Source organism: Streptomyces sp. NPDC015131 (assembly GCF_043079975.1).
Lineage (GTDB): Bacteria > Actinomycetota > Actinomycetes > Streptomycetales > Streptomycetaceae > Streptomyces.
The window spans coordinates 38715-60201 of sequence record NZ_JBIBVB010000003.1 but is presented as its reverse complement, the minus strand read 5'-3'; the positions used below and the strand labels follow the sequence as shown (position 1 = coordinate 60201).

The 21487-nt window shown below is 72.5% G+C and carries 24 protein-coding genes; 19 read left to right on the top strand and 5 right to left on the bottom strand.

Translation table 11 applies throughout. The features are described from left to right. Positions 1 to 93: 93 nt before the first annotated feature. The 7 genes from ACF08D_RS11680 (at position 94) to ACF08D_RS11650 (ending at position 8191) form a co-directional block, all read left to right on the top strand. Positions 94 to 834, top strand: coding sequence for an enhanced serine sensitivity protein SseB (locus ACF08D_RS11680; RefSeq protein ID WP_392222418.1), 741 nt, complete (start codon positions 94 to 96; stop codon positions 832 to 834). Positions 835 to 870: 36 nt separating this feature from the next. After that, positions 871 to 1650 (top strand): enhanced serine sensitivity protein SseB C-terminal domain-containing protein, encoded by a 780-nt coding sequence (locus ACF08D_RS11675; protein WP_392222417.1) that lies wholly within the window; start codon positions 871 to 873, stop codon positions 1648 to 1650. Between the two features lie 282 nt (positions 1651 to 1932). Beyond that, positions 1933 to 2931: an ABC transporter permease gene (locus ACF08D_RS11670; RefSeq protein WP_392222416.1), complete on the top strand. Its 999-nt coding sequence runs from the start codon at positions 1933 to 1935 to the stop codon at positions 2929 to 2931. 84 nt (positions 2932 to 3015) lie between these two features. Beyond that, on the top strand, positions 3016 to 4767 hold the full coding sequence (locus ACF08D_RS11665) for an ABC transporter substrate-binding protein (protein WP_392222415.1): 1752 nt from the start codon (positions 3016 to 3018) through the stop codon (positions 4765 to 4767). Positions 4768 to 4848: 81 nt separating this feature from the next. Further along, the gene (locus tag ACF08D_RS11660; RefSeq protein WP_392222414.1) at positions 4849 to 5856 is read left to right on the top strand and encodes an ABC transporter permease; all 1008 of its coding nucleotides are present in this window, start codon (positions 4849 to 4851) and stop codon (positions 5854 to 5856) included. Then, the gene (locus ACF08D_RS11655; RefSeq protein ID WP_392222413.1) at positions 5853 to 6944 is read left to right on the top strand and encodes an ABC transporter ATP-binding protein; all 1092 of its coding nucleotides are present in this window, start codon (positions 5853 to 5855) and stop codon (positions 6942 to 6944) included. The genes ACF08D_RS11660 and ACF08D_RS11655 overlap by 4 nt, the downstream gene beginning before the upstream one ends. Beyond that, on the top strand, positions 6914 to 8191 hold the full coding sequence (locus tag ACF08D_RS11650; RefSeq protein ID WP_392223172.1) for an ABC transporter ATP-binding protein: 1278 nt from the start codon (positions 6914 to 6916) through the stop codon (positions 8189 to 8191). Before ACF08D_RS11655 ends, ACF08D_RS11650 begins: the two co-directional genes overlap by 31 nt. Before the next feature lie 66 nt (positions 8192 to 8257). On the opposite strand, the gene ACF08D_RS11645 is transcribed toward ACF08D_RS11650, so the two are convergent. After that, a complete protein-coding gene (locus tag ACF08D_RS11645) occupies positions 8258 to 8740 on the bottom strand; it encodes a hypothetical protein (protein WP_392222412.1) in 483 nt (160 codons plus the stop codon). Positions 8741 to 8917: 177 nt separating this feature from the next. On the opposite strand from ACF08D_RS11645, the gene ACF08D_RS11640 reads away from it, so the two are divergent. Both ACF08D_RS11640 and ACF08D_RS11635 read left to right on the top strand, forming a co-directional pair. Continuing rightward, positions 8918 to 9598: a trimeric intracellular cation channel family protein gene (locus ACF08D_RS11640; protein ID WP_392222411.1), complete on the top strand. Its 681-nt coding sequence runs from the start codon at positions 8918 to 8920 to the stop codon at positions 9596 to 9598. Positions 9599 to 9623: 25 nt separating this feature from the next. Continuing rightward, positions 9624 to 10442, top strand: coding sequence for a thioesterase family protein (locus ACF08D_RS11635; protein WP_392222410.1), 819 nt, complete (start codon positions 9624 to 9626; stop codon positions 10440 to 10442). Positions 10443 to 10485: 43 nt separating this feature from the next. On the opposite strand, the gene ACF08D_RS11630 is transcribed toward ACF08D_RS11635, so the two are convergent. Beyond that, positions 10486 to 11103 (bottom strand): TetR family transcriptional regulator, encoded by a 618-nt coding sequence (locus tag ACF08D_RS11630; RefSeq protein ID WP_392222409.1) that lies wholly within the window; start codon positions 11101 to 11103, stop codon positions 10486 to 10488. 146 nt (positions 11104 to 11249) lie between these two features. Here ACF08D_RS11630 and ACF08D_RS11625 point away from each other — a divergent pair, with 146 nt between their 5' ends. The 3 genes from ACF08D_RS11625 to ACF08D_RS11615 all read left to right on the top strand — a co-directional run bounded on the left by ACF08D_RS11625 (position 11250) and on the right by ACF08D_RS11615 (position 13113). After that, positions 11250 to 11396, top strand: coding sequence for a hypothetical protein (locus tag ACF08D_RS11625; protein WP_392222408.1), 147 nt, complete (start codon positions 11250 to 11252; stop codon positions 11394 to 11396). 13 nt (positions 11397 to 11409) lie between these two features. Next, positions 11410 to 11703, top strand: coding sequence for a DUF4190 domain-containing protein (locus tag ACF08D_RS11620; RefSeq protein WP_392222407.1), 294 nt, complete (start codon positions 11410 to 11412; stop codon positions 11701 to 11703). 240 nt (positions 11704 to 11943) lie between these two features. Next, positions 11944 to 13113, top strand: coding sequence for a cysteine desulfurase family protein (locus ACF08D_RS11615; protein ID WP_392222406.1), 1170 nt, complete (start codon positions 11944 to 11946; stop codon positions 13111 to 13113). 100 nt (positions 13114 to 13213) lie between these two features. Here the strand turns inward: ACF08D_RS11615 and ACF08D_RS11610 are convergent, their stop codons facing one another. Next, positions 13214 to 13888: an N-acetylmuramoyl-L-alanine amidase gene (locus ACF08D_RS11610; protein WP_392223171.1), complete on the bottom strand. Its 675-nt coding sequence runs from the start codon at positions 13886 to 13888 to the stop codon at positions 13214 to 13216. A gap of 60 nt (positions 13889 to 13948) precedes the next feature. Between ACF08D_RS11610 and mnmA the strand changes: the two genes are divergently transcribed. From mnmA to ACF08D_RS11590, 4 genes are all read left to right on the top strand, one after another. Continuing rightward, positions 13949 to 15073: a tRNA 2-thiouridine(34) synthase MnmA gene (mnmA, locus tag ACF08D_RS11605; protein ID WP_392222405.1), complete on the top strand. Its 1125-nt coding sequence runs from the start codon at positions 13949 to 13951 to the stop codon at positions 15071 to 15073. Positions 15074 to 15198: 125 nt separating this feature from the next. Next, the gene (locus ACF08D_RS11600) at positions 15199 to 15540 is read left to right on the top strand and encodes a hypothetical protein (protein ID WP_392222404.1); all 342 of its coding nucleotides are present in this window, start codon (positions 15199 to 15201) and stop codon (positions 15538 to 15540) included. Further along, positions 15537 to 17333, top strand: a complete 1797-nt coding sequence (locus ACF08D_RS11595; RefSeq protein WP_392222403.1) for an alpha/beta hydrolase — start codon at positions 15537 to 15539, stop codon at positions 17331 to 17333. Before ACF08D_RS11600 ends, ACF08D_RS11595 begins: the two co-directional genes overlap by 4 nt. Before the next feature lie 239 nt (positions 17334 to 17572). Then, positions 17573 to 17911: a hypothetical protein gene (locus ACF08D_RS11590; RefSeq protein WP_392222402.1), complete on the top strand. Its 339-nt coding sequence runs from the start codon at positions 17573 to 17575 to the stop codon at positions 17909 to 17911. Positions 17912 to 17926: 15 nt separating this feature from the next. On the opposite strand, the gene ACF08D_RS11585 is transcribed toward ACF08D_RS11590, so the two are convergent. Together ACF08D_RS11585 and ACF08D_RS11580 are read right to left on the bottom strand one after the other, a co-directional pair. Next, positions 17927 to 18709 carry an alpha/beta fold hydrolase gene (locus tag ACF08D_RS11585; RefSeq protein WP_392222401.1) on the bottom strand — a complete coding sequence of 261 codons (783 nt, stop codon included), beginning with the start codon at positions 18707 to 18709 and terminating at the stop codon, positions 17927 to 17929. Between the two features lie 43 nt (positions 18710 to 18752). Next, positions 18753 to 19076: a DUF427 domain-containing protein gene (locus ACF08D_RS11580; protein ID WP_392222400.1), complete on the bottom strand. Its 324-nt coding sequence runs from the start codon at positions 19074 to 19076 to the stop codon at positions 18753 to 18755. Between the two features lie 63 nt (positions 19077 to 19139). Here ACF08D_RS11580 and ACF08D_RS11575 point away from each other — a divergent pair, with 63 nt between their 5' ends. The 3 genes from ACF08D_RS11575 to ACF08D_RS11565 all read left to right on the top strand — a co-directional run bounded on the left by ACF08D_RS11575 (position 19140) and on the right by ACF08D_RS11565 (position 21468). Then, on the top strand, positions 19140 to 19679 hold the full coding sequence (locus ACF08D_RS11575; protein WP_392222399.1) for a TIGR00730 family Rossman fold protein: 540 nt from the start codon (positions 19140 to 19142) through the stop codon (positions 19677 to 19679). Between the two features lie 92 nt (positions 19680 to 19771). After that, on the top strand, positions 19772 to 20461 hold the full coding sequence (locus tag ACF08D_RS11570) for an SDR family oxidoreductase (RefSeq protein ID WP_392222398.1): 690 nt from the start codon (positions 19772 to 19774) through the stop codon (positions 20459 to 20461). After that, a complete protein-coding gene (locus ACF08D_RS11565; protein ID WP_392222397.1) occupies positions 20458 to 21468 on the top strand; it encodes a methionine synthase in 1011 nt (336 codons plus the stop codon). Before ACF08D_RS11570 ends, ACF08D_RS11565 begins: the two co-directional genes overlap by 4 nt. The last annotated feature ends 19 nt before the right edge of the window (positions 21469 to 21487 follow it).

Genomic DNA, 21487 nt, shown 5'->3' with positions numbered 1-21487 from the left:
CGCGCCGCGTTAGGGTGCTGCGGGCGGCGCCGGGCGCACCGGGCGCGGCCGTACGCGGCACAGGCACACGCGCGGAAGGACCGGGGGGCACCAGTGGACACAGCATGGCCGGCCAATGAGCTGGAAGAGGTGCTCGCCGCCTCCCTCGGCAACCCCGCGGCCGGGGGCCGCCTCGTCGAGGTCCTGGGCCGCAGCCGCGTCTGGGTGCCCCTGCCCAAGGGTGGCGACCGCGACAGCCGCGACCTGGACCTGCCCACCCTGGAGATCGACGGCCAGGGGTACGTGCCCGTCTTCAGCTCCGAGACCCAGCTCGTGCAGTGCGCCGGCCCCCACATGCCGTACGCCGTCGCCCCGGCCGTCGAGTTCGCCCGCGGCCTGCCGCCGCAGCTCGGCATCGCCGTGAACCCCGGCGGAGCGGTCGGCGCCCCGCTGCCGCCGCCCGCCGTCGCCGAGCTGTGCCGCACCGGGCGCACCCCGCTGGACGGCCCGGCGAGCGGCGGCCGGGTACGCCTGTTCGAGCCGGACTGGCAGCAGGACCCGGTCGACCTCCTGTCGGCCGCCGCCGCCGAGTTCGACGCCACCGGCACCGTCCTCAGCGCCCGCCGGTGCCTCGCCAGCATCGAGGGCGACGACCCCGTCCTCTTCGTCGGCGTCCAGCTCTCCTCCTGGGAGGCCGCCGACCGTAACGTACCCATGGACGCCCTCGGCCGGGCGCTCGGCCGGGTGCGGGCGCCCTGGCCGGTCAACCTGGTCCTCCTCGACGTCGCGCAGGACCCGGTGGGCGACTGGATGCTGGAGAAGGTGCGCCCCTTCTACCGGCGCGGACACGCATAAGCTGGTCGGGTGGACGGAAGAGGGGCGGGATCCAGGGTGAGCGCGTCAGGCACCGCTGCGGCCGGACAGGTCGAGCACATGCTGAGCCAGGTGACGCCCGGCCGCTACGACGCGTACGAGGGGCTCCTGCACGCCCTCGCCGAGGGGCGGCTGTGGATGCTCCTCTGGCACGGCCGGGCCGGCTCGCCCGACGCCCAGTACGGGAACATGGAGGTCGACGGCCACGGGTACGCCCCCTGCGTCACCTCCGCCCAGGAGCTGGCCGCCTCCGGCTGGAACCGCGCCCACGAGGTGATCGACGGCCGCGACATCGCCCGCGCCCTCTACCCCGACCGCTGGGGCGTCTGGCTCAACCCGCACGCCCCCGGCGGCGGCGTCGGCATCCCCTGGCCCGACCTGCGCCGCATCGCCACCGGCCTCGACCGGATGCCCGCCGGGCCGCTGAAGCTGTCCGAACCGGGCATCCAGCTCCCGCAGTTCTACGCCCTGCTCACCCAGAACGCCCACCGCACCCCCGCCGTGCGCTCCCTGCGCCGCGCCTGGGTCCAGCCCGCGCTCGGCACGCCCTACCTGGCCATCGGCCTCGACCTGTACGACAGCGGCCAGGCGTCCGTGGACGCCGTGCACGCGATGATGCGCCAGTCCGTCGCCGCCGTCCCCGACGGCCTGCCCGTCTCCACCGTCGCCATGTCCGACGAGTACGACCCGGTCACCCTCTGGCTGCGGGCCAACGCCCGCCCCTTCTACGACCGCGAGGCCCACGCCACCGCGCCCGTCGTGCCCGGTACGGGGTACGGCTACCCGCCTCGCGGCTGACGTCCCCGCCTGTCCGGTTCGCTTCCATAGCGGGCGAGTTGGTCCGCTGAGCCGCTCCCCGGGTCCGGATAGCGGAAGGGCGCGACCCGCATCACGGTTGCGCAAACATTCCCGATGAGGGCTGGCGGGTGATCGTGAACCCATTGAAGACTCCCCCCAACCAGGGGGCGTCGCACATGCGTGCAGCGCATCCGCGCCTTCCCTGAACGGACCGCACCGCAGATCCGGGCGGCCCGTCGAGCACTGTCGGCGACCGTCGGCACGGGCGAGCCACGAGGGACGATGACCGCACCGATTGAGACCACCGGATCACAGGCCGAGGCCGCTCCCGAGGCCGTACTCGCAGGCGCCAAGTCCCAGCAGATCGAGGGACGTTCACTCGGCCAGATCGCCTGGACCCGCTTCAAGCGGGACAAACTGGCGGTCACCGGCGGAGTGGTCGTCGTCCTGCTCATCCTGATCGCCGTGCTCTCCCGGCCGATCCAGTCGCTGCTGGGCCTGGACCCGAACGCCTTCCAGCAGGACCTGGTCGACCCCAACACCTCGCTCCCCAAGGGCGGGTTCGGCGGGATGAGCTGGGACCACCCGCTGGGCGTCGACCCCAAGTTCGGCCGCGACATCCTGGCGCGCATCCTGGAGGGGTCCTGGGTCTCGCTGGTCGTCGCCTTCGGCGCGACGATCCTGTCCAACCTGATCGGCGTGGTCCTCGGCCTGGTCGCCGGGTACTACGGCGGCCGGGTGGACACCGTCGTCAGCCGTCTGATGGACACCTTCCTGGCCTTCCCGCTGCTGCTGTTCGCCATCGCCATCTCGGCGACGCTCCAGGGCGGGGCCTTCGGCCTGGAGGGCCTGCCGCTCCACATCGGCGTGCTGATCTTCGTCATCGGGTTCTTCAACTGGCCCTACATGGCGCGGATCGTGCGCGGCCAGACGCTCGCCCTGCGGGAGCGCGAGTTCATCGACGCCTCGCGCGGGATGGGGGCCCGCGGCCCGTACATCCTCTTCCGCGAGCTGCTGCCGAACCTCGTGGGCCCGATCACCGTCTACGCGACGCTGCTCATTCCGACCAACATCATCTTCGAGGCGTCGCTGAGCTTCCTCGGCGTCGGAATCCAGCCACCGCAGGCCTCGTGGGGCGGCATGCTGCGGGAAGCGGTCAACTTCTTCCAGGTCGACCCGCAGTTCATGCTCGTCCCCGGCCTCGCGATCTTCATCACCGTACTGGCCTTCAACCTGCTCGGTGATGGCCTCCGGGACGCTCTCGACCCGCGCAGCCGCTGACGTCTGCCACGTCATCCGACGGCGGTTGCCACCCGGCCGGGACCGTCCGGCAAGTTTCCGAAAACAAAGGGGAGTTCGACGAAAATGCGAAGGTCAGCAGTGGCCGCGATCGCGGTCGTCAGCAGTGCCGGCCTGCTTCTGGCGGGTTGCAGCAAGGCGGACGACGGCGGCTCGGACGGCAAGGGCAACGCCAAGGCGAACGCGGCGACGACCGGTGTCGTCAACGCCTCGGACCAGAAGGGCGGCACGGTCACCTACGCGATGGCCGACGCCCCCGAGTCGTTCGACCCGGGCAACACGTACTACTCCTTCATCTACAACTTCAGCCGCCTGTACGCGCGTCCGCTGACGACCTTCAAGCCGGGCCCGGGGGAGAAGGGCAACGAGCTGGTCCCCGACCTCGCCGAGGGCATGGGCGTCCCCAGCGACGGCGGCAAGACCTGGACGTACAAGATCCGCAAGGGCGTGAAGTACTCGGACGGCACGCCGGTCACGGCCAAGGACGTCAAGTACGCCGTCGAGCGCTCCAACTTCGCGCGTGACGTGCTGTCCAACGGCCCGAACTACTTCCAGCAGCTCCTGGACGACCCGGCCAAGTACAAGGGCCCGTACAAGGACAAGAGCGACAAGGGCATCGCGTCCATCCAGACGCCGGACGACCACACGATCGTCTTCAAGCTCAACAAGGCGTTCGCGGACTTCGACTACCTGGTCAGCGCCCCGCAGACCGCCCCGGTTCCGAAGGCCAAGGACAAGGGCACGGACTACACCAAGTCGATCGTGTCCTCGGGCTCGTACAAGTTCGAGACCTACAAGGACGGCCAGCAGGTCGTCCTCGTCCGCAACGAGCACTGGGACGCCAAGACCGACCCGCTGCGCAAGCAGTACCCGGACAAGATCGTCCTCAACCTCAAGGTCAACCAGGCCACCATCGACAAGGACCTGATGGCCGGCGACATCATCGCCGACCTCAAGGGCGGCGGCGTCGACGCCCAGACCCAGGCCCAGATCATGAACAAGCCGGACCTGAAGGCCAACACGGACAACACCTACGGCGGCCGGCTCGTCTACATGGCCGTCAACACCAAGGTGAAGCCGTTCGACAACGTCGAGTGCCGCAAGGCCGTCCAGTACGCCATCGACAAGGTCTCCGTGCAGACCTCGATGGGCGGCCCGATCCGCGGTGACGTCGCCAGCACCGTCCTGCCGAACGACCTGCCCGGCCACCAGAAGTTCGACCTCTACGCCACCGACGGCAACAAGGGCGACGAGGCCAAGGCCAAGCAGCACCTGAAGGCGTGCGGCCAGGAGAAGATCTCCACCTTCATCTCCGCCCGCAGCGACCGCCAGCCCGAGATCGACGCGGCCACCGCGATCATCCAGTCGCTGAAGAAGGTCGGCATCGACGCCAAGATCAAGCAGTACCCGTCGTCGAAGTACTTCTCCGACCACGCCGGTGTCCCCTCCTTCAACAAGAAGCAGAACATCGGTCTGATCATGATGCAGTGGGGCGCCGACTGGCCGACCGGCTACGGCTACCTCCAGCAGATCGTGCACGGCAAGGCCATCGGCCAGTCCGGCAACACCAACCTCTCCGAGCTGAACGACCCGGCGATCAACAAGCTGCTGGACGAGGCCATCGCCAACACCGACGAGAACGCGCGCAACACGGCGTACGTGGAGGTCGACAAGAAGGTCATGGAGCAGGCGGCGATCGTCCCGCTGTCCTACTTCAAGGTCCTCAACTACCGCTCGCCGCACGGCACCAACATGACCGCCTCGGCGGCCTGGAGCGGTCAGTACGACTACCTCAACATCGGCACCACGAAGAAGTAGCCCCGGAAGGCAGGTGAAGGCATTGGTGCCCGCGGGCCCCCGCATCCACGGTGCGGCCCGCGGGCACCGGCGCCGGTCCCCGTGATCTCGTACCTCATCCGCCGGCTGGTCGCGGCAGTGATCCTGCTGCTGGTCGTCACGGCGGTCACCTTCGGCATCTTCTTCATCCTGCCGAAGCTGGCCGGCCAGACCGCCGATCAGCTCGCCCAGCAGTACATCGGCAAGAACCCCACGCCCGCGGACATCGCGGCGGTCAAGCGGAACCTCGGCCTCGACGAACCGGTCTACGTCCAGTACTGGGACTTCGTCCGGGGGATCGTCTCCGGCGCCACCTATGAGCGGGGCCCGCTCTCCGTGAAGTGCGAGGCCCCCTGCTTCGGCTACTCCTTCAAGACCAACCTCGAAGTGTGGCCGCAGCTCGTCGAGCGGCTCCCCATCACCATCTCGCTGGCCGTCGGCGCCGCGGTGCTGTGGCTGGTGTCCGGCATCGTCGTCGGCGTCGTCTCCGCCCTCAGGCCGGGCTCCTTCTTCGACCGGGCCGCCATGGGCGGCGCGCTGGCCGGCGTCTCCCTGCCGATCTTCTTCACCGCCCAGCTGTTCCTGCTGCTCTTCAGCTACGAGCTGGAGATCTTCGGCCGGACCTACGTCCCGTTCACCGAGAACCCCTCCCAGTGGGCCAACACCCTCTTCCTGCCCTGGTGTTCGCTCGCCCTGCTCTATGCGGCGATCTACGCCCGGCTCACCCGCTCCGGGATGCTGGAGACGATGAGCGAGGACTTCATCCGCACCGCCCGCGCCAAGGGCATGCGGGAGCGCCGGGTGGTCGCCAAGCACGGCCTGCGGGCCGCGCTCACCCCGATCGTCACCGTCTTCGGCATGGACATCGGCCTGCTCCTCGGCGGTGCGGTGATCACCGAGTCGGTGTACTCGCTGCACGGCATCGGCGAGTACGCGGTGCAGTCCATCACCGCCAACGACCTGCCGCCGATCCTCGGCGTCACCCTGCTCGCGGCGTTCTTCGTCGTCTTCCTCAACCTCGTGGTTGACCTTCTGTACGCCGTCGTCGACCCGCGCGTGAGGGTGTCATGACCGAACTGTCCAAGACCGGCGCCGTGGTGGAGGACCGCCCCGGCACCACCGAGCCGCGCGCCTTCCTCGACGTACGCGACCTCAAGGTCCACTTCCCGACCGACGACGGCCTGGTCAAGTCCGTCGACGGGCTCTCCTTCCAGCTGGAGAAGGGCAAGACCCTCGGCGTCGTCGGCGAGTCCGGCTCCGGCAAGTCCGTCACCTCGCTCGCCGTCATGGGCCTGCACCGGCTCGGCGCGCGCGGCAAGAACGTACGGATGAGCGGGGAGATCTGGCTGGACGGCAAGGAGCTGGTGAGCGCCGACCCCGACGAGGTGCGGCGGCTCCGGGGCCGCGAGATGGCGATGATCTTCCAGGACCCGCTGTCGGCGATGCACCCGTACTACACGGTCGGCAGCCAGATCGTGGAGGCGTACCGCATCCACCACAAGGTGACCAGGAAGGCCGCCCGCACCCGCGCGATCGAGATGCTCGACCGCGTCGGCATCCCCGAGCCCGGCAAGCGGGTGGACTCCTACCCGCACGAGTTCTCCGGCGGTATGCGCCAGCGCGCGATGATCGCCATGGCGCTGGTCAACAACCCCGAGCTGCTGATCGCCGACGAGCCGACGACCGCGCTGGACGTCACCGTCCAGGCCCAGATCCTCGACCTGATCCGCGACCTCCAGAAGGAGTTCGGCTCGGCGGTCGTCATCATCACCCACGACCTGGGCGTGGTCGCCGAGATCGCCGACGACATCCTGGTGATGTACGGCGGCCGGTGCGTGGAACGCGGCCCGGTCGACAAGATCTTCTACGAGCCCCAGCACCCCTACACCTGGGGCCTGCTCGGCTCCATGCCGCGGATCGACCGGGAGCAGACCGACCGGCTCATCCCGGTCAAGGGCCAGCCCCCGTCCCTGATCAACGTGCCGAGCGGCTGCGCCTTCAACCCCCGCTGCCCGTACGCGGACGTGCCCGAGGGCGGGATCACCCGCACCGAGCGTCCGGAACTGCGTGAGGTCGGCTCCGGCCACTTCTCCGCCTGCCACATGGACCGGGCGGAGCGCACGCGGATCTGGACCGAAGAGATTGCGCCGAAGCTGTGACCGAGAACCGAGCGACGACGTCCGAGGCCCTCCTCAAGGTGGAGGGCCTGGTCAAACACTTCCCCATCAAGAAGGGCCTGCTCCAGCGGCAGGTCGGTGCCGTCAAGGCGGTCGACGGCATCGACTTCGAGGTCCGCCGGGGCGAGACCCTCGGGGTCGTCGGCGAGTCGGGCTGCGGCAAGTCGACCATGGGCCGGCTGATCACCCGGCTGCTGGAGCCCACCGGCGGCAGGGTCGAGTTCGACGGGACCGACATCACCCACCTGAAGACCGCCGGGATGCGGCCGCTGCGGCGCGACATCCAGATGATCTTCCAGGACCCGTACGGCTCGCTGAACCCGAGGCACACCATCGGCTCGATCGTCTCGGCGCCGTTCCGGCTCCAGGGCGTCGAGCCGGAGGGCGGGGTCAAGAAGGAGGTCCAGGGCCTCCTGGAGCGGGTCGGGCTGAGCCCCGAGCACTACAACCGCTACCCGCACGAGTTCTCCGGCGGCCAGCGCCAGCGCATCGGCATCGCCCGGGCGCTCGCCCTGAAGCCGCGGCTCGTCGTCGCCGACGAGCCGGTCTCGGCGCTGGACGTGTCCATCCAGGCGCAGGTGGTCAACCTGCTGGACGACCTCCAGGACGAGCTGGGCCTCACCTATGTGATCATCGCGCACGACCTGTCGGTCATCCGGCACGTCTCCGACCGCATCGCGGTGATGTACCTGGGCAAGGTCGTGGAACTGGCGGACCGCACCTCGCTGTACGAGGCGCCGATGCACCCGTACACCAAGGCCCTGATGTCGGCGGTCCCGGTGCCGGACCCGCGGCGGCGCGGCGCCAAGAGCGAGCGGATCCTGCTGAAGGGCGACGTGCCGTCGCCGATCGCCCCGCCGAGCGGGTGCCGGTTCCACACCCGCTGCTGGAAGGCGACGGAGGTCTGCGCGGTCCAGGAGCCGCCGCTGCTGGAGCTGGCGCCGGGTCGCCGGGTGGCCTGCCACCACCCGGAGAACGCCCCGGACCAGGCCCCCGGCGAGGCGGTGCTGGCGTCGGCGGGCGAGGCGATCGAGATCGTCCCGGCGACCAGGGCGGCGGAGGCCGACGCCGGGGCGCCCGCCCCGGAGACGGCTGCGGCGGCGGATTCGGCTGCCGGTGCTGGTCCGGCCGCTGGTGCCGAGTCCGACGCTGACTCCGGTGCGGGTGCCGAGTCCGGTGCCGTGCCGGCTCCGCGTGCGCCGGAGGGCGAGGCGCCCGGCAAGGGGTGACCCTCGCGGCGAGCCTGCGCCGCCCGGGGGGTGCTCCCCGGGCGGTACGGGTGGTACGGCCCCGCGTCAGCGGGCGAGTTCGCGCAGCACCCGCTCGTGGTCCGCGACGTACTGGTGCGGGGCGAAGGCCGTCAGCGCGGCCACGATGGCCCGGCGGCGCTCCTCGTGGCGGGCGCGGCCGAGCCCGTACCCCTCGTTGTGGAGGACCGTCAGCGGGGCGGACGAGCGGGGGCGGTGCGGCCGGACCTGGAGCGTCCGGCGGTGGAGCACCACATAGCGGATGCCGTCCCAGGGGTGCAGCTCGCCGTTCCCCGTGGTGATGCCCCGCTCGTCGATCCGGAGCCGGCCCAGCCGGACGTGCGCGGCGAGGACGGCGAGGAGGGAGACGGCGAGGGCGAGTGAGCCGCTCACCAGGAGCCACCCGGCGGAGGCGTCACCGGTCAGCAGCGCCCCGAGCGCGGTGACGAGGACCGCCGGGACCAGCGCGGCCGGCAGAACCCGCCCCACGCGCGCGTGAAGCTCCGGTGCCAGTTCCAGTCCGCCCGTCATGACCGCCCCCTCGTCCGCCACAGCGCCCGCAGAGTATCCCGCCGGCCGGCGGCACCCGCGCCCCGGGTGGGGGAGGCGGACCGGAACCGCCGCCCGGGCGGAACCCGCCGGGGGCAGCGGTCCGGCGCGGCGGAGCGCCCGGCGGGAACCGCCACAAGGAACCGGCACAATTGGGCGGTGCTCCAGGAATTCTTCACCCCCTCCGTGCAACACGCGCTCGACCTCGCGGGCATCTTCGTGTTCGCGATCTCCGGCGCCCTGCTCGCCGTGCGCAAGAACTTCGACGTCTTCGGCATCGCCGTCCTCGCCGAGGTCACCGCGCTGGGCGGCGGGCTGTTCCGGGACCTGGTGATCGGCGCCGTACCGCCCGCGGCCTTCACGGACCTGGGGTACTTCCTCATGCCGCTGGTCGCCACCGTGCTCGTCTTCTTCCTGCACCCGGTGGTCGAGCGGACCCAGGTCGCCGTCAACGTCTTCGACGCGGCGGGGCTGGGCCTGTTCTGCGTGGCCGGGACGACCAAGGCGTACGAGTACGGCCTCGGCCTCACCTTCTCCGCCGTGCTGGGCCTGGCCACCGGCGTCGGCGGCGGCGTGCTGCGCGACGTCCTGGCCAACGAGGTGCCCTCGCTGCTGCGCTGGGACCGCGACCTCTACGCCGTGCCGGCCATCGTGGGCGCCACCATGGTCGCGCTATGCATCAAGTTCGGGATGCTGAACCCTTTCACCAGCGCCCTCGCCGCCGTGGCCACCTTCGTCCTGCGGCTGCTCGCCATGCGGTTCCACTGGCGCGCCCCGCGCGCGTGGAACCGCCGTTCCACGGCCTCCGAGGAGCAGCTCCCCGGAAAAGCTACCGCTTAGTAATTGCTTGTTGTACGGTGCGGGCATGGACAGCGAGTTCGACCGCGACACCGCGGTGACCCTCCGCGAGCCGGGCGTCTACGACGCGGAGCTCTCCGCCGGCTGGACGATCATCAGCGCCGTGAACGGCGGCTATCTGCTCGCCCTGCTCGGCCGCGCGCTCGGCGAGGCCCTGCCGCACCCCGACCCGTTCACGATCTCGGCGCACTACCTCACGCCGTCCGTGCCGGGCCGCGCGGTGATCCGGACCGAGACGGTCCGCACCGGTCGCACCCTCTCCACCGGCCAGGCGTCCCTCTTCCAGTACGCCGAGGACGGCACCGAGGTCGAGCGGATCCGGGTCCTCGGCTCCTACGGCGACCTCGGCGCCCTGTCCGACGACGTCCGTACGACGGCCAAGCCGCCCGCCATCCCGCCGCGCGAGCACTGCCTCGGACCCTCCGACGGCCCGGCGCCCATCCCGGGCTCGTCCGCCATCACCGAGCGGCTCGACATCAAGCTGGACCCCACCACCCTGGGCTGGGCCGTCGGCGCCCCGTCCGGCAAGGGCGAGATGCGCGGCTGGTTCGGCCTGGCGGACGGCCGCGAGCCCGACCCGCTGTCCCTGCTGCTCACCGTCGACGCCCTGCCGCCGACCTCCTTCGAGCTCGGCCTCACCGGCTGGACGCCCACCGTCGAGCTGACCGCCCACATACGCTGCCGTCCCGCCCCCGGCCCGCTGCGCGTCGCCATCACCACCCGTAACCTCGCGGGCGGCTTCCTGGAGGAGGACGCCGAGGTCTGGGACAGCGCCGACCGCCTGGTCGCCCAGTCCCGCCAGCTCGCCCGCGCCCCCCGGGGCTGACCCGCGGACGGCAGGGCCCCCGGGGGTGACCCGGGGGTCCTGCTCAGTCCAGCCAGTGGCGGCGCCCCAGGCTCACCAGCCGCAGCCGGCGCCGCGCGGTCCCCGCCACCGCCTCCCACCCGTCCTCGGGCGTCGCCAGGAACGCCGAGGCGGTCATCACCATGTGGTCCACATAGAGCCCGGCCAGCATGAGCAGGTCGTCCCGCTCCCAGCCCCGGCTCTCGGCGTGCGCGGCCAGCTCGTCGGCCACCTCCCGGGCGAACCGGTCGAGTTGGCCGCCGATCGCCTCCCGCACGGCCGCCACGCCGCCGTGTCTCTCGCGGGCGATGAAACGGACGTGCGCGGGGTACCCGCGTACCAGCCCGGCGATCAACTCGACGGTGGCGGCGATCCGTTCGTCGCCGGCGCCGGTGGTCGCCAGGGTCGTACGGATCGTGCCGTGCAGGCTGCCGAGGGCCTCGTCGACAAGGGCGACGCCGAGGTCCGCGGTGTCACGGAAGTGCCGGTAGAAGGCCGCCGGGGCGACGCCGACCGCGCGGGTCACCTCGCGCAGGCCGAGGCTGCTGAGGCTCTGCTCCTCCAGCAGCCGGAGCGCGGCGTCCAGGAGCGCCTGACGGGTCTTCAGCTTCTGGGCCTGCCGGATTCCGGTGGTGTGACTCATGCCATTCAGTAAACAACCGTTCTCCGGGGTGCTCCAGTAATGAGTCGTCTTAGACTGGGTAGTCAGTAAACAATTGTTCCTCAAAGTGGTTCCTCCATGTGGTTCCTCCGCATAGTTCCTCCAACCCCTCCGAGGGAGGTCCTCCGATGCTGTTCATCGTCGCCGCCCTGCTGATGCTGGGAGTCGTTCTCGGGACCGTGGCGCACGTACCGCTCCCGGTCACGCTCGTCGCCGCCGCCGTCATCGGCGCCTGGCTGCTGATCTTCGCCGTCCGGGAACGCCAGCACCGCTGAGGAGGAGGCCGTCATGGGACTCACCACGTCCGCCCCGCACACCCCCGCCGCCCGCACCCGCCGGCGCGTCCGGCTCCGCGACGCCGACGGCATGGCCGTCGCCGCGTTCGTCCTGGGCCTGGTGGGCCTGCTGGTGATGAACATCCTGCTCGGGCCCATCGCCATCGGCCTCGCCGCCCTGGCGCTGAAGCGCGGCACCACCCGCCGCGCCCGCGCGCTGATGGGCCTGGGCCTCGGCGTCGCCGACCTCGTCGTCCTGGCCGTGCTGGTCACCATGGACGGCACGGTCGCCTGGGGCATCGCCTGACCCTGCCCGGCCACCGCCGGGTGCCGCCCCCGCACGTCCCGGGCGGCACCCGGCGGGCGCACGGGCCCCGCCACCGCGCGGCCGGTGTCGCCGTTCGGGCCGGGTGCCGCAGTTCGGGCTCGTACCGCCGATCGGGCGGGTGCCGCCGATCGGGCTCGGACCGCCGATCCGGCCGTGCCGCGCAGGCGGCCGGTACCGCGCTGATTACCCGCGCCCGGGGGCTCGTAGAATCGTTGCACCATGGCATACCTCGACCACGCCGCGACCACTCCGATGCTGCCGGAGGCGATCGAGGCGATGACCGCCCAGCTCGCCGTGACGGGCAACGCGTCCTCGCTGCACGCCGCCGGCCGCCGGGCCCGCCGTACCGTCGAGGAGGCCCGCGAGACCCTCGCCGACGCCCTCGGGGCCCGCCCCAGCGAGGTGGTCCTCACCTCCGGCGGCACCGAGGCCGACAACCTCGCCGTCAAGGGCCTGTACTGGGCCCGCCGCGACGCCGACCCGCGCCGCGTCCGGGTGCTGGCCAGCCCCGTCGAGCACCACGCCGTCCTCGACGCCGTGCACTGGCTCGGCGAGCACGAGGGCGCCACCGTCGAGTACCTGCCCGTCGACAGCCACGGCCGGGTCGGCCCCGAGGCGCTGCGCAAGGCCATCGAGAGCGACCCCTCCACCGTCGCCCTCGCCACCGTGATGTGGGCCAACAACGAGATCGGCACCATCATGCCGGTACGCGAACTGGCCGCCGTCGCCGCCGAGTTCGACGTCCCGCTGCACTCCGACGCCGTCCAGGCGTTCGGCCAGCTCCCGGTCGGCTTCGCCGACTCCGGGCTCGCCGCGATGACCGTCTCCGGCCACAAGATCGGCGGCCCCTACGGCATCGGCGCGCTCCTCCTCGGCCGCGAGTACAGCCCCGTGCCCGTCCTGCACGGCGGCGGCCAGGAACGCCACGTCCGTTCCGGCACGCTCGACGTGCCCGCCGTCGCCGCCTTCGCGGTGGCCGCCCGGCTGGCCGCCGAGCGCCGGGAGACCCACGCCCGGGAGGTTGCCGCCCTCCGCGACGCCCTGGTCGACGCCGTACGCGCCGCCGTCCCCGACGCCGTCCTCGGCGGCGACCCGGACCCGGAGGGGCGGCTGCCCGCCAACGCCCACTTCACCTTCCCCGGCTGCGAGGGGGACTCGCTGCTGCTGCTCCTGGACGCCCAGGGCATCGAGTGCTCCACCGGATCGGCCTGCACCGCCGGGATCGCCCAGCCCAGCCACGTGCTGCTCGCCACCGGCACCGACCCGGACCTGGCACGCGGCACCCTGCGCTTCTCCCTGGGCCACACCTCGACCCGCGCCGACGTCGAAGCCGTCGCCCGCGCCATCGGCCCCGCCGTGGAGCGCGCCCGCACGGCCGGACTCAGCTAGCCTCCGGATCCAGCCGGCCGCCCGATCCAGACAGCCGCCGGGGCTCGGGCGGCCCCCGGACTCGGTCACGACCGGACTCCGCCTGTCGCCGGGCCCGGGGTCAGCCGGCCGCCGGGCCCGCCGCCGATCGCGGGGCGCGGGCGGCGTCCCGTACCAGCTTCATGTACCGGTCCCAGTCCCAGTGCGGCCCCGGGTCCGTGTGGTCCGTCCCCTCCACCTCCACATGGCCGATGATGTGCTCCCGGTCCACCGGGATCCCGTAGCGCCCGCATATCCCCGCCGTCAGCCGCGCCGACGAGGCGTACATCGCCGCCGTGAAGTCCTCCGGCCGGTCCACGAACCCCTCGTGCTCGATGCCCACACTGCGCTCGTTCATCGCGCGGTTCCCCGCGTGGAACGCCACGTCCAGCTCGCGGATCATCTGCGCGACGTGCCCGTCCTTCCGTACGACGTAGTGCGTCGCCGCGCCGTGACCCGGGTCCTTGAAGACCTTCAGCGCCGTCGGGAAGTCGCCCTGCACCACATGGATCACGACCCGGTCGATGGTGAAGTCGTCCGGCCGGTCGGCATACCGCCAGTTCGCCCGGGAAGCCGCCGTCCACTGTGCCCCCACGTGGTCCAGCTCGCCCTCCACGCGGTCCTTCTCCACACCCGGCACCCGGTACCACGCGCGCCGCAGCTCGTCCCGGGCCAGCACCGCCCCGCCCACCAGCGCCGCGCCGCCGCCGATCAGCACCGCGCGCCGGCCCACGGCCCCCCGCTTGTTCTCGCCCATGACCTGCACAACGCACACGCCCGCGTCCCCGGTTCCCGGGGCCCGTACCCTGGTAGGGCTATGACTGAGACTCCCCAGCGCCCCCTCCGCGTGCTCGCCGCCATGTCGGGCGGCGTGGACTCCGCCGTCGCCGCCGCCCGCGCCGCCGAGGCCGGCCACGACGTCACCGGCGTCCACCTCGCCCTGTCCGCGAACCCGCAGTCCTTCCGCACCGGCGCCCGGGGCTGCTGCACCATCGAGGACTCGCGCGACGCCCGCCGCGCGGCCGACGTCATCGGCATCCCCTTCTATGTGTGGGACCTGGCGGAGCGGTTCCGGGAGGACGTCGTCGACGACTTCGTCGCCGAGTACGAGGCCGGGCGCACCCCCAACCCCTGCCTGCGCTGCAACGAGAAGATCAAGTTCGCGGCCCTGCTGGACAAGGCGCTCGCCCTCGGCTTCGACGCGGTCTGCACCGGCCACTACGCCACGGTCGTCACCCGCGCGGACGGCGGCCGCGAGCTGCACCGGGCCTCGGACATGGCCAAGGACCAGTCGTACGTCCTCGGCGTCCTCGACGAGAAGCAGCTCGCGCACGCGATGTTCCCGCTGGGCGACACCCTCACCACCAAGGACGAGATCCGCGCGGAGGCGGAGCGCCGCGGCCTGGCCGTGGCGAAGAAGCCCGACAGCCACGACATCTGCTTCATCGCGGACGGTGACACCCAGGGGTTTTTGGCCTCGCGTCTGGGCACCCGGGAGGGCGACATCGTCGACGAGTCCGGGGCCAAGGTCGGCTCCCACGACGGCGCGTACGGCTTCACCATCGGCCAGCGCAAGGGCCTGCGCATCGGCCACCCCGCCCCGGACGGCAAGCCCCGGTACGTCCTGGACATCTCGCCGGTGAACAACACCGTCACCGTCGGCCCCGCCGAGGCCCTCGACGTCACCGCCCTGACCGCCGTCAAGCCCCGCTGGTGCGGCACCGCCCCCGCCGCCCCCGGCGCGTACACGGCCCAGCTCCGCGCCCACGGCGACGAGACCCCGGTCACCGCCTCCCTGGAGGACGGCGAACTGCACGTCACCTTCGACGAGCCGGTCCGGGGCGTCGCGCCCGGCCAGGCGATCGTCCTCTACGACGGCACCCGCGTCGTCGGCTCGGCCACCATCGCCACGACCACCCGGCGGTCCGCGGTCGGCGCCTGACCGCACACCCGTACGTCAACCGCCGCAGCGGTACGCCAGGACCCGCCCGCCACCTGCGCTAGTGTCCCGCTGCGCACGGCTCGTCGCCGTGCGTGACGGACGAGGCGCCGGGGGTGGCGACGCGGGTGACGTACACGACGTACACAGGTGGCGGACTGCGGCACAGCGGCGGGCCCTGGACCAGCGCGTCCGGCACCGCCGGTGAGCTCCGCACCCGCACGGAGACCAGCCGGGGCTCGCTGCGCCCGGCGCACGGCGGCCTGGGGCCCGACGCGGGCGCCCTGGCGTCCGTGGCCGCGCTGAAGACCGTCCTCACGTCCTGGGAGGAGCGCCTCACGGCGGTACGGGACGAGTGCGGCCACCTCGCCGGGGCGCTGTCCCGGGTCGCCCGGGACCTGGGCGAGACCGACATCGAGGTCGGCCGCTCCTTCCACGCCGCCGCCCGGAAGGGCGACCCGCAGCGGTGAACGGCACCATCCTTACGTGGCGGATCCTCAGGGACCTGAAGCCGGCCGCGTTCGAGGGCGCCGGCGACACCTGGCACGCGGTGTCCAGCCGGTCCGGCGCCGACCGGGCCCTGGTGGACCGCCTGATGGCCGCGCGGCTGCGCGAGACGCAGCGGAGCGAGTCGGCCGGCGCCGCCCTGGCCCGGCTCCACCGGCTCAGCCGCAACTACCAGTACCTGCACACCGAGTGCGGCCTCGTCCGTACGGCGCTCAACGGCCTCGCCGCCGATCTCGCGGAACCCCAGCGGCAGTTGCGGCTCGCCCTCGACGAGGCGGCGGACCTGCGGTTCACCGTCCACGACGACGGCTCGGTCGGCTACCCGCCCGGGACGGCCCCCACCCTGACCGGTCCCCGCGACACCCCGGGCGGCCGGGCCCGCGGCGACGCCCGCCTCCCGCTGGACGCCCCCGACTCCCCGTCCGTCGCGCCGCTCAACCCGCACGCCGAGAGGGCCCAGTCCATCGCGGACCGCATCGCCCGCGCCGTCCGCGCCGCCGCCGAGATCGACGCCCGGTACGCCGCGACCCTGAACCGGCTCCGGGCCGCGGAGGGTCTCGACGTCACCGCGGCCACCCTCGCGGACGCCGCCCGCGACACGGCGGGCGTCCGCGCCACGGCCGGCCGGCACCTCGCCCAGGAGGTCCCGCACAACGCCTCCCCGGCCGCACGCAAAGCCTGGTGGGACGCCCTCCCCGAGGAGCAGCGCCGCGAGTACCTCGACATCGCCCCGGACCTCGTAGGCGGCCTCGACGGCATCCCGGCCACCGCCCGAGACGAGGCCAACCGCCGGTACCTCCCGCTCCTGATCGCGGAACTGGAGCGGCGGGGCGGTTCCGAGACGGAGCTGGAGGCGCTGCGCATGATCCAGGACCGGCTCGGCAGGCCCAGCAACCCGCCGATGTACCTGCTGGCCGTCAGCGACGAGGGCAACGGCCGGGCGGTCATCTCCTACGGCGACCCCGACAGCTCCCGCAATGTCTCGGCGTACGTCCCCGGGCTGGGCACCCGGCTGAACGCCGACTTCGTCGAGGACACCATGAAGCGCGCCCAAGACACGGCGCTCGGCGCCCGGCGGGTGGACCCGTCCAGCGCGTCCATCATCTGGCTCGGCTACGACGCCCCCCAGCACGCCGACGTCGCGACGCACGGCGACGCCGAAAGGGGCGCCCCGGCGTACAACCACTTCATGGCCGGCCTGGAGGCGACGAACTCCCACGCCGACCCCCACCTCACGGCGATCGGCCACTCCTACGGCTCCTTCACGGTCGGCACGGCGGCGAAGCAGCCGGGCGGCATCCCGGGCGTCGACGACGTCATCCTGCTGGGCAGCCCGGGGGTGGGAGTGGACCGTGCGGACGACTTGGGGGTGGGGCGGGAGCATGTGTTTGTGGGATCGGCAGACAATGACCCGGTGACCCATCTTCCGTCCGCGCAGCAGAGCGGGGCCGGTGCCGTCGGCGCCCTGGCGGGAGCCCCGTTGGGCCCGCTGGGCATGGCGGCCGGCGCTTATGTCCTGGGTGACGCCGCCGACCAGGGAGACGACGACCTCTACTACGGCAAGGACCCCGCCAGTGCGGCTTTCGGGGCGCAGCGCTTCAAGGTCGACCCCGGGCCGCATGCCGTACTTGAGGCCGGCGGTTTCGCCGCTCACTCCCAGTACTTCACGCCGAAGAAGGATCAGGTCTCAGCGGACAACATCGCCGCGATCGTTGGGGGCAGGCCCCAGGATGTCACCCGGGAGGAGTACCGGTGAGACGCATGACTCAGCTGGCGGTCGTCCCCTTGGTCCTGATCGGGCTCCTGCTGACGGGATGTCATTCGAGCCGGGGCGAGAGTCAAGGGACGGGAGCAGCAGTCGGGATGGATATGCAGGGCGCGGCGGACCACGCGGACGCGATGCTGGACGCGACGTTCACAGCGGTCGTACCCGAAGTTGAATGGGCTCACGACACAACGACGACCGGGAGCTGTGACCTGTCTCGGCGCCGCACCGTGACGACGATCATCTCCGCAGAGCGGCGAGGCAACTTCCTCGGTCTGATCCAGCGATTCTGGGAGTCGCAGGGTTACAAGATCACGACGGTGCACGCGGGCGCGGAACGGCCCAGGATGTACGCCAAATCCCCCGACGGCTACGGGATCAGTCTGGTCTTCGGGCACAAGGGCCAGGCGTTCTTCGAAGTCGCCACCCCCTGCGTCAGCAAATCCACCGTCGCTCCGCCCACCACCCCGCCCAACGGCCCCGCTTACCCTCCCGGGGAGATCCCCACCCCCAACGTCCGCTCCGCCTTCTGGTCCGCCGACACCCCCGTGCCCGCCCCGCGCGCGTGACTGCCGCCATCAGGCTCAGAACGCGAACCACCCCGTCAGGGACGGCGCCAGGGCGTGGGGGGCCACCGGGTGGGTCTGGCCCGTGAGGGTGCTGTGGCGGGCGTTCGGGAGTGCCTGGGCGACCGCCCGGGCGGCGTCACGGGTCCACGCCGGGCTCGCGCCGCCGTCGAGGACCAGCACCCGGGGGGCCACCCCGGCCAGGCGGGCGGCGGGCACCAGGCTGTCGCCGAGCACGGCGTGGTCGTACGGCAGGGTGTGCGCCAGCGACAGCAGCGGCGCCCAGCAGGGGGAGGCGCGGAGACCGGCGAGTTCGGTGGGCGGCGTCTCCGACAGGAACAGCACCAGCGCGTCGCCCCGCCGCCCGGCCGCCAGCAGCCCCCGCAGGCGCGCGGCCCGCTCGGTGAAGCCGTCGCGGGCCGACGGCGCGGTGCGGTACGGCGGTTCGTACACCGACAGCCGGGTGATCGGCAGCCCCGCCGCTGCGGCCTCCAGGGCCAGCGCGCCGCCCGACGACGTACCGTGCACCGCCGCGCTGCCGCCCGCCGCGCCGATGACGGCGGCCAGGTCCTCCACCTCGCGCCGCACCTCGTAGCGGTCCGCGTCCCCGCTGCCGCCACGGCCCCGCCGGTCGTAGGTGTACGTGCTGAAGTGCCGGGCCAGCAGCCCGGCCAGCGGCTCCTCGCTCTCGGCGGTGGACAGTGCCCCGCCGACGAGGACCAGCGGCGGGCCGTCGCCGCGCCGCCGGTAGGCGATGGGGGTGCCGTCGTCCGACGTGACCGTTCCGCTCAGGTTCTCCATGAGGGGGCAGACCGGCCCCGGCCGCGGAACTCATCGCTCGGCCTCAGACGACCTCCGTCTCGTAGAAGCACAGATGGTCCTTGATGGCGGCGACCTCGGGCTTAGGGTCCGGATAGGCCCAGACCGCGTCGGCGGCCCCGTCCAGCGACCAGTAGGACGCCGTGCCCTTGAAGGGGCAGTACGTCTGCGTGGACGAGGGCGACAGCAGATCCGAACGGACGTCCTCCGCCGGCAGGTAGTAGCGCGGAGGGCAGCCCGTCTCGCGCAGGACGAGGGGCCGGCGGCTCTCCGCGACCAGCCGCCCGTCGTGAACCACGCGTACGTGCTCGGTGCCCTGCTCCACGGTGATGCGGTGTCCTGGGGTCATGACCTGTCCAACGAACACGCCCGGCGCGCGATTCCCCGTCACCCGTGCCCGTACGGTGGCGGCATGAACATCTGCGTCTTCCTCTCCGCCGCCGACCTCGATGAGCGCTACACCGTCCCCGCCCGCGAGTTCGCCGAGCTGCTCGGCAAGGGCGGTCACACCCTGGTGTGGGGCGGCAGCGACGTCGGCCTGATGAAGGTGGTGGCCGACGGCGTCCAGGAGGCGGGCGGGCGGCTGGTCGGCGTGTCCGTGGACTTCCTGTCCGCCTCGGCGCGCGAGGGCGCGGACGAGATGCTCGTCGCCCGGGACCTCGCCGAGCGCAAGGCGCTGATGCTGGCCCGCTCCGACGCCGTCGTGATCATGGTGGGCGGTACCGGCACCCTGGACGAGGCCACCGAGATCCTGGAGCTGAAGAAGCACGGCAAGCACACCAAGCCGGTCGTGCTGCTCAACGCGGCGGGGTTCTACGACGGGCTGAAGCAGCAGTTCCGGCGGATGGAGGCGGAAGGGTTCCTGCCGCTGCCGCTCACCGACCTGGTGTTCTTCGCCGAGGACGGGGTCGCGGCGCTCGCGTACCTGGAGGAGAGCGCCGGCATCCGGTAGCCACCCGCCCGCCGGCCGTGCAGCCGGGCGGCCCGGTGGCCCGGCGGCCCACCGTGCCACCGGGCCGCCGTCCGGATGCGAGCATGGCACCTATGGCTACACACATGATCACCGGAGCGGGTTCGGGCATCGGCGCGGCCGTCGCCCGCCGCCTCCACGCGCGCGGGGACGACCTCGTCCTGCTGGCCCGTGACGCCGGCCGCGCCAAGGAACTGGCCGACGCCCACCCGGGGGCCCGCACCCTCGTGGGCGACCTCGCCAACCCCGACCGGCTGTCCTGGGCCTTCTCGCACCAGTCGCCGCCCGACCGGCTGGACTCGCTGCTGCACATCGCCGGCGTGGTCGACCTGGGCCGGGTCGGGGACCTCACCACCAAGGCGTGGCGCCACCAGCTGGAGGTGAACCTCGTCGCCCCCGCCGAGCTGACCCGGCTGCTCCTCCCGCAGCTCCGGGTGTCCCAGGGGCACGTGGTGTTCGTCAACTCCGGCGCCGGCCTCACCGCGCACGCCGAGTGGTCCGCCTACGCCGCGTCCAAGCACGGCCTCAAGGCGCTGGCCGACGCGCTGCGCCATGAGGAGCACGGCAACGGCGTCCGCGTCACGTCCGTCTACCCGGGCCGCACGGCGAGCCCCATGCAGGCGAAGGTGCACCAGCAGGAGGGCAAGGAGTACGACGCCTCCCGCTGGATCGACCCCGAGTCGGTCGCCACGGCGATCATCACCGCGATCGACCTGCCCAGGGACGCGGAGATCAACGACCTGAGCGTGCGGCCGGGGCGATGAGCGGGAACGACGACTTCAACTGGGGCCCGGCCACCGGTGTCGGGTCCATGCCGGGCGGTGACGCGCGCGAGGCCGCCAAGACCGTCACCGGCACCTTCGAGGACTTCCCGTACCTCGCGGAGCTGCCCGCGCGCGGGCCGGGCGCCGACATGATCGGCCGGACGATCGGGCTGCTCGTCGAGATGTACGCGCACGTGGAGCCGAGCGGCTGGCGCGTCAGCGACCGCCCGGGCCGCGACACCCGGCGCGCCCGGTCGTGGCTGGGGGAGGACCTCGACGCCCTGGAGGAGTTCACCCAGGGCTACCGGGGGCCGCTCAAGGTGCAGGCCGTGGGCCCGTGGACGCTGGCCGCCGCCCTGGAGCTGCGCGGCGGCGAGGCGGCCCTCGGCGACCCCGGAGCCTGCCGGGACCTGGCCGCCTCGCTGGCGGAGGGCCTGCGCGGACACCTCGCGGAGGTACGCCGCCGGATCCCCGGCGCCCGGGTGGTCCTCCAGCTCGACGAACCGTCCCTCACCGCGGTGCTGCGCGGCCGGGTGCGGACCGCGAGCGGCTACCGCACCCACCGGGCGGTGGACCGGCAGGTGGTGGAGAGCGCCCTGCGCGACGTGGTGGCCGTGAACGAGGGCCACGGCCCGGTGGTCGTCCACTCCTGCGCCCCGGACGTGCCGTTCGCCCTGCTGCGCCGCGCGGGCGCCGCGGGCATCTCGTTCGATTTCAGTCTGCTCACCGAGCGTGACGAGGAGCAGATCGGCGAAGCGGTCGAGGGAGGCACGAGGCTGTTGGTGGGCGCCGTCGAGTCCACCGACGTCCCATTGTCGGACCCTGCCGGTAGCGTCATGGGTGTCAGGACGCTGTGGCGCAGGCTGGGGCTGAATCCGGGGACTCTCGCCGAGTCCGTGGTCGTCACCCCGTCGTGCGGCCTGGCGGGCGCCTCACCGGCGTACGCCCGCGCCGCGCTCGCCCACTGCGCCAAGGCGGCGAGATCGCTCGCGGACAACCCTGAGTGACGTCAGTAACGGGAGGAAA

What these genes read in the sequence shown, in the direction of transcription:
- ACF08D_RS11620 (WP_392222407.1), top strand. Translation starts at nt 11,410, where the DNA reads ATGGGACTCACCACGTCCGCCCCGCACACCCCCGCCGCCCGCACCCGC.
- ACF08D_RS11575 (WP_392222399.1), top strand. Translation starts at nt 19,140, where the DNA reads ATGAACATCTGCGTCTTCCTCTCCGCCGCCGACCTCGATGAGCGCTAC.
- mnmA (WP_392222405.1), top strand. Translation starts at nt 13,949, where the DNA reads ATGACTGAGACTCCCCAGCGCCCCCTCCGCGTGCTCGCCGCCATGTCG.
- ACF08D_RS11610 (WP_392223171.1), bottom strand. Translation starts at nt 13,888, where the DNA reads ATGGGCGAGAACAAGCGGGGGGCCGTGGGCCGGCGCGCGGTGCTGATC.
- ACF08D_RS11585 (WP_392222401.1), bottom strand. Translation starts at nt 18,709, where the DNA reads ATGGAGAACCTGAGCGGAACGGTCACGTCGGACGACGGCACCCCCATC.
- ACF08D_RS11630 (WP_392222409.1), bottom strand. Translation starts at nt 11,103, where the DNA reads ATGAGTCACACCACCGGAATCCGGCAGGCCCAGAAGCTGAAGACCCGT.
- ACF08D_RS11635 (WP_392222410.1), top strand. Translation starts at nt 9,624, where the DNA reads ATGGACAGCGAGTTCGACCGCGACACCGCGGTGACCCTCCGCGAGCCG.
- ACF08D_RS11655 (WP_392222413.1), top strand. Translation starts at nt 5,853, where the DNA reads ATGACCGAACTGTCCAAGACCGGCGCCGTGGTGGAGGACCGCCCCGGC.
- ACF08D_RS11580 (WP_392222400.1), bottom strand. Translation starts at nt 19,076, where the DNA reads ATGACCCCAGGACACCGCATCACCGTGGAGCAGGGCACCGAGCACGTA.
- ACF08D_RS11645 (WP_392222412.1), bottom strand. Translation starts at nt 8,740, where the DNA reads ATGACGGGCGGACTGGAACTGGCACCGGAGCTTCACGCGCGCGTGGGG.
- ACF08D_RS11570 (WP_392222398.1), top strand. Translation starts at nt 19,772, where the DNA reads ATGGCTACACACATGATCACCGGAGCGGGTTCGGGCATCGGCGCGGCC.
- ACF08D_RS11565 (WP_392222397.1), top strand. Translation starts at nt 20,458, where the DNA reads ATGAGCGGGAACGACGACTTCAACTGGGGCCCGGCCACCGGTGTCGGG.
- ACF08D_RS11625 (WP_392222408.1), top strand. Translation starts at nt 11,250, where the DNA reads ATGCTGTTCATCGTCGCCGCCCTGCTGATGCTGGGAGTCGTTCTCGGG.
- ACF08D_RS11615 (WP_392222406.1), top strand. Translation starts at nt 11,944, where the DNA reads ATGGCATACCTCGACCACGCCGCGACCACTCCGATGCTGCCGGAGGCG.
- ACF08D_RS11665 (WP_392222415.1), top strand. Translation starts at nt 3,016, where the DNA reads ATGCGAAGGTCAGCAGTGGCCGCGATCGCGGTCGTCAGCAGTGCCGGC.
- ACF08D_RS11670 (WP_392222416.1), top strand. Translation starts at nt 1,933, where the DNA reads ATGACCGCACCGATTGAGACCACCGGATCACAGGCCGAGGCCGCTCCC.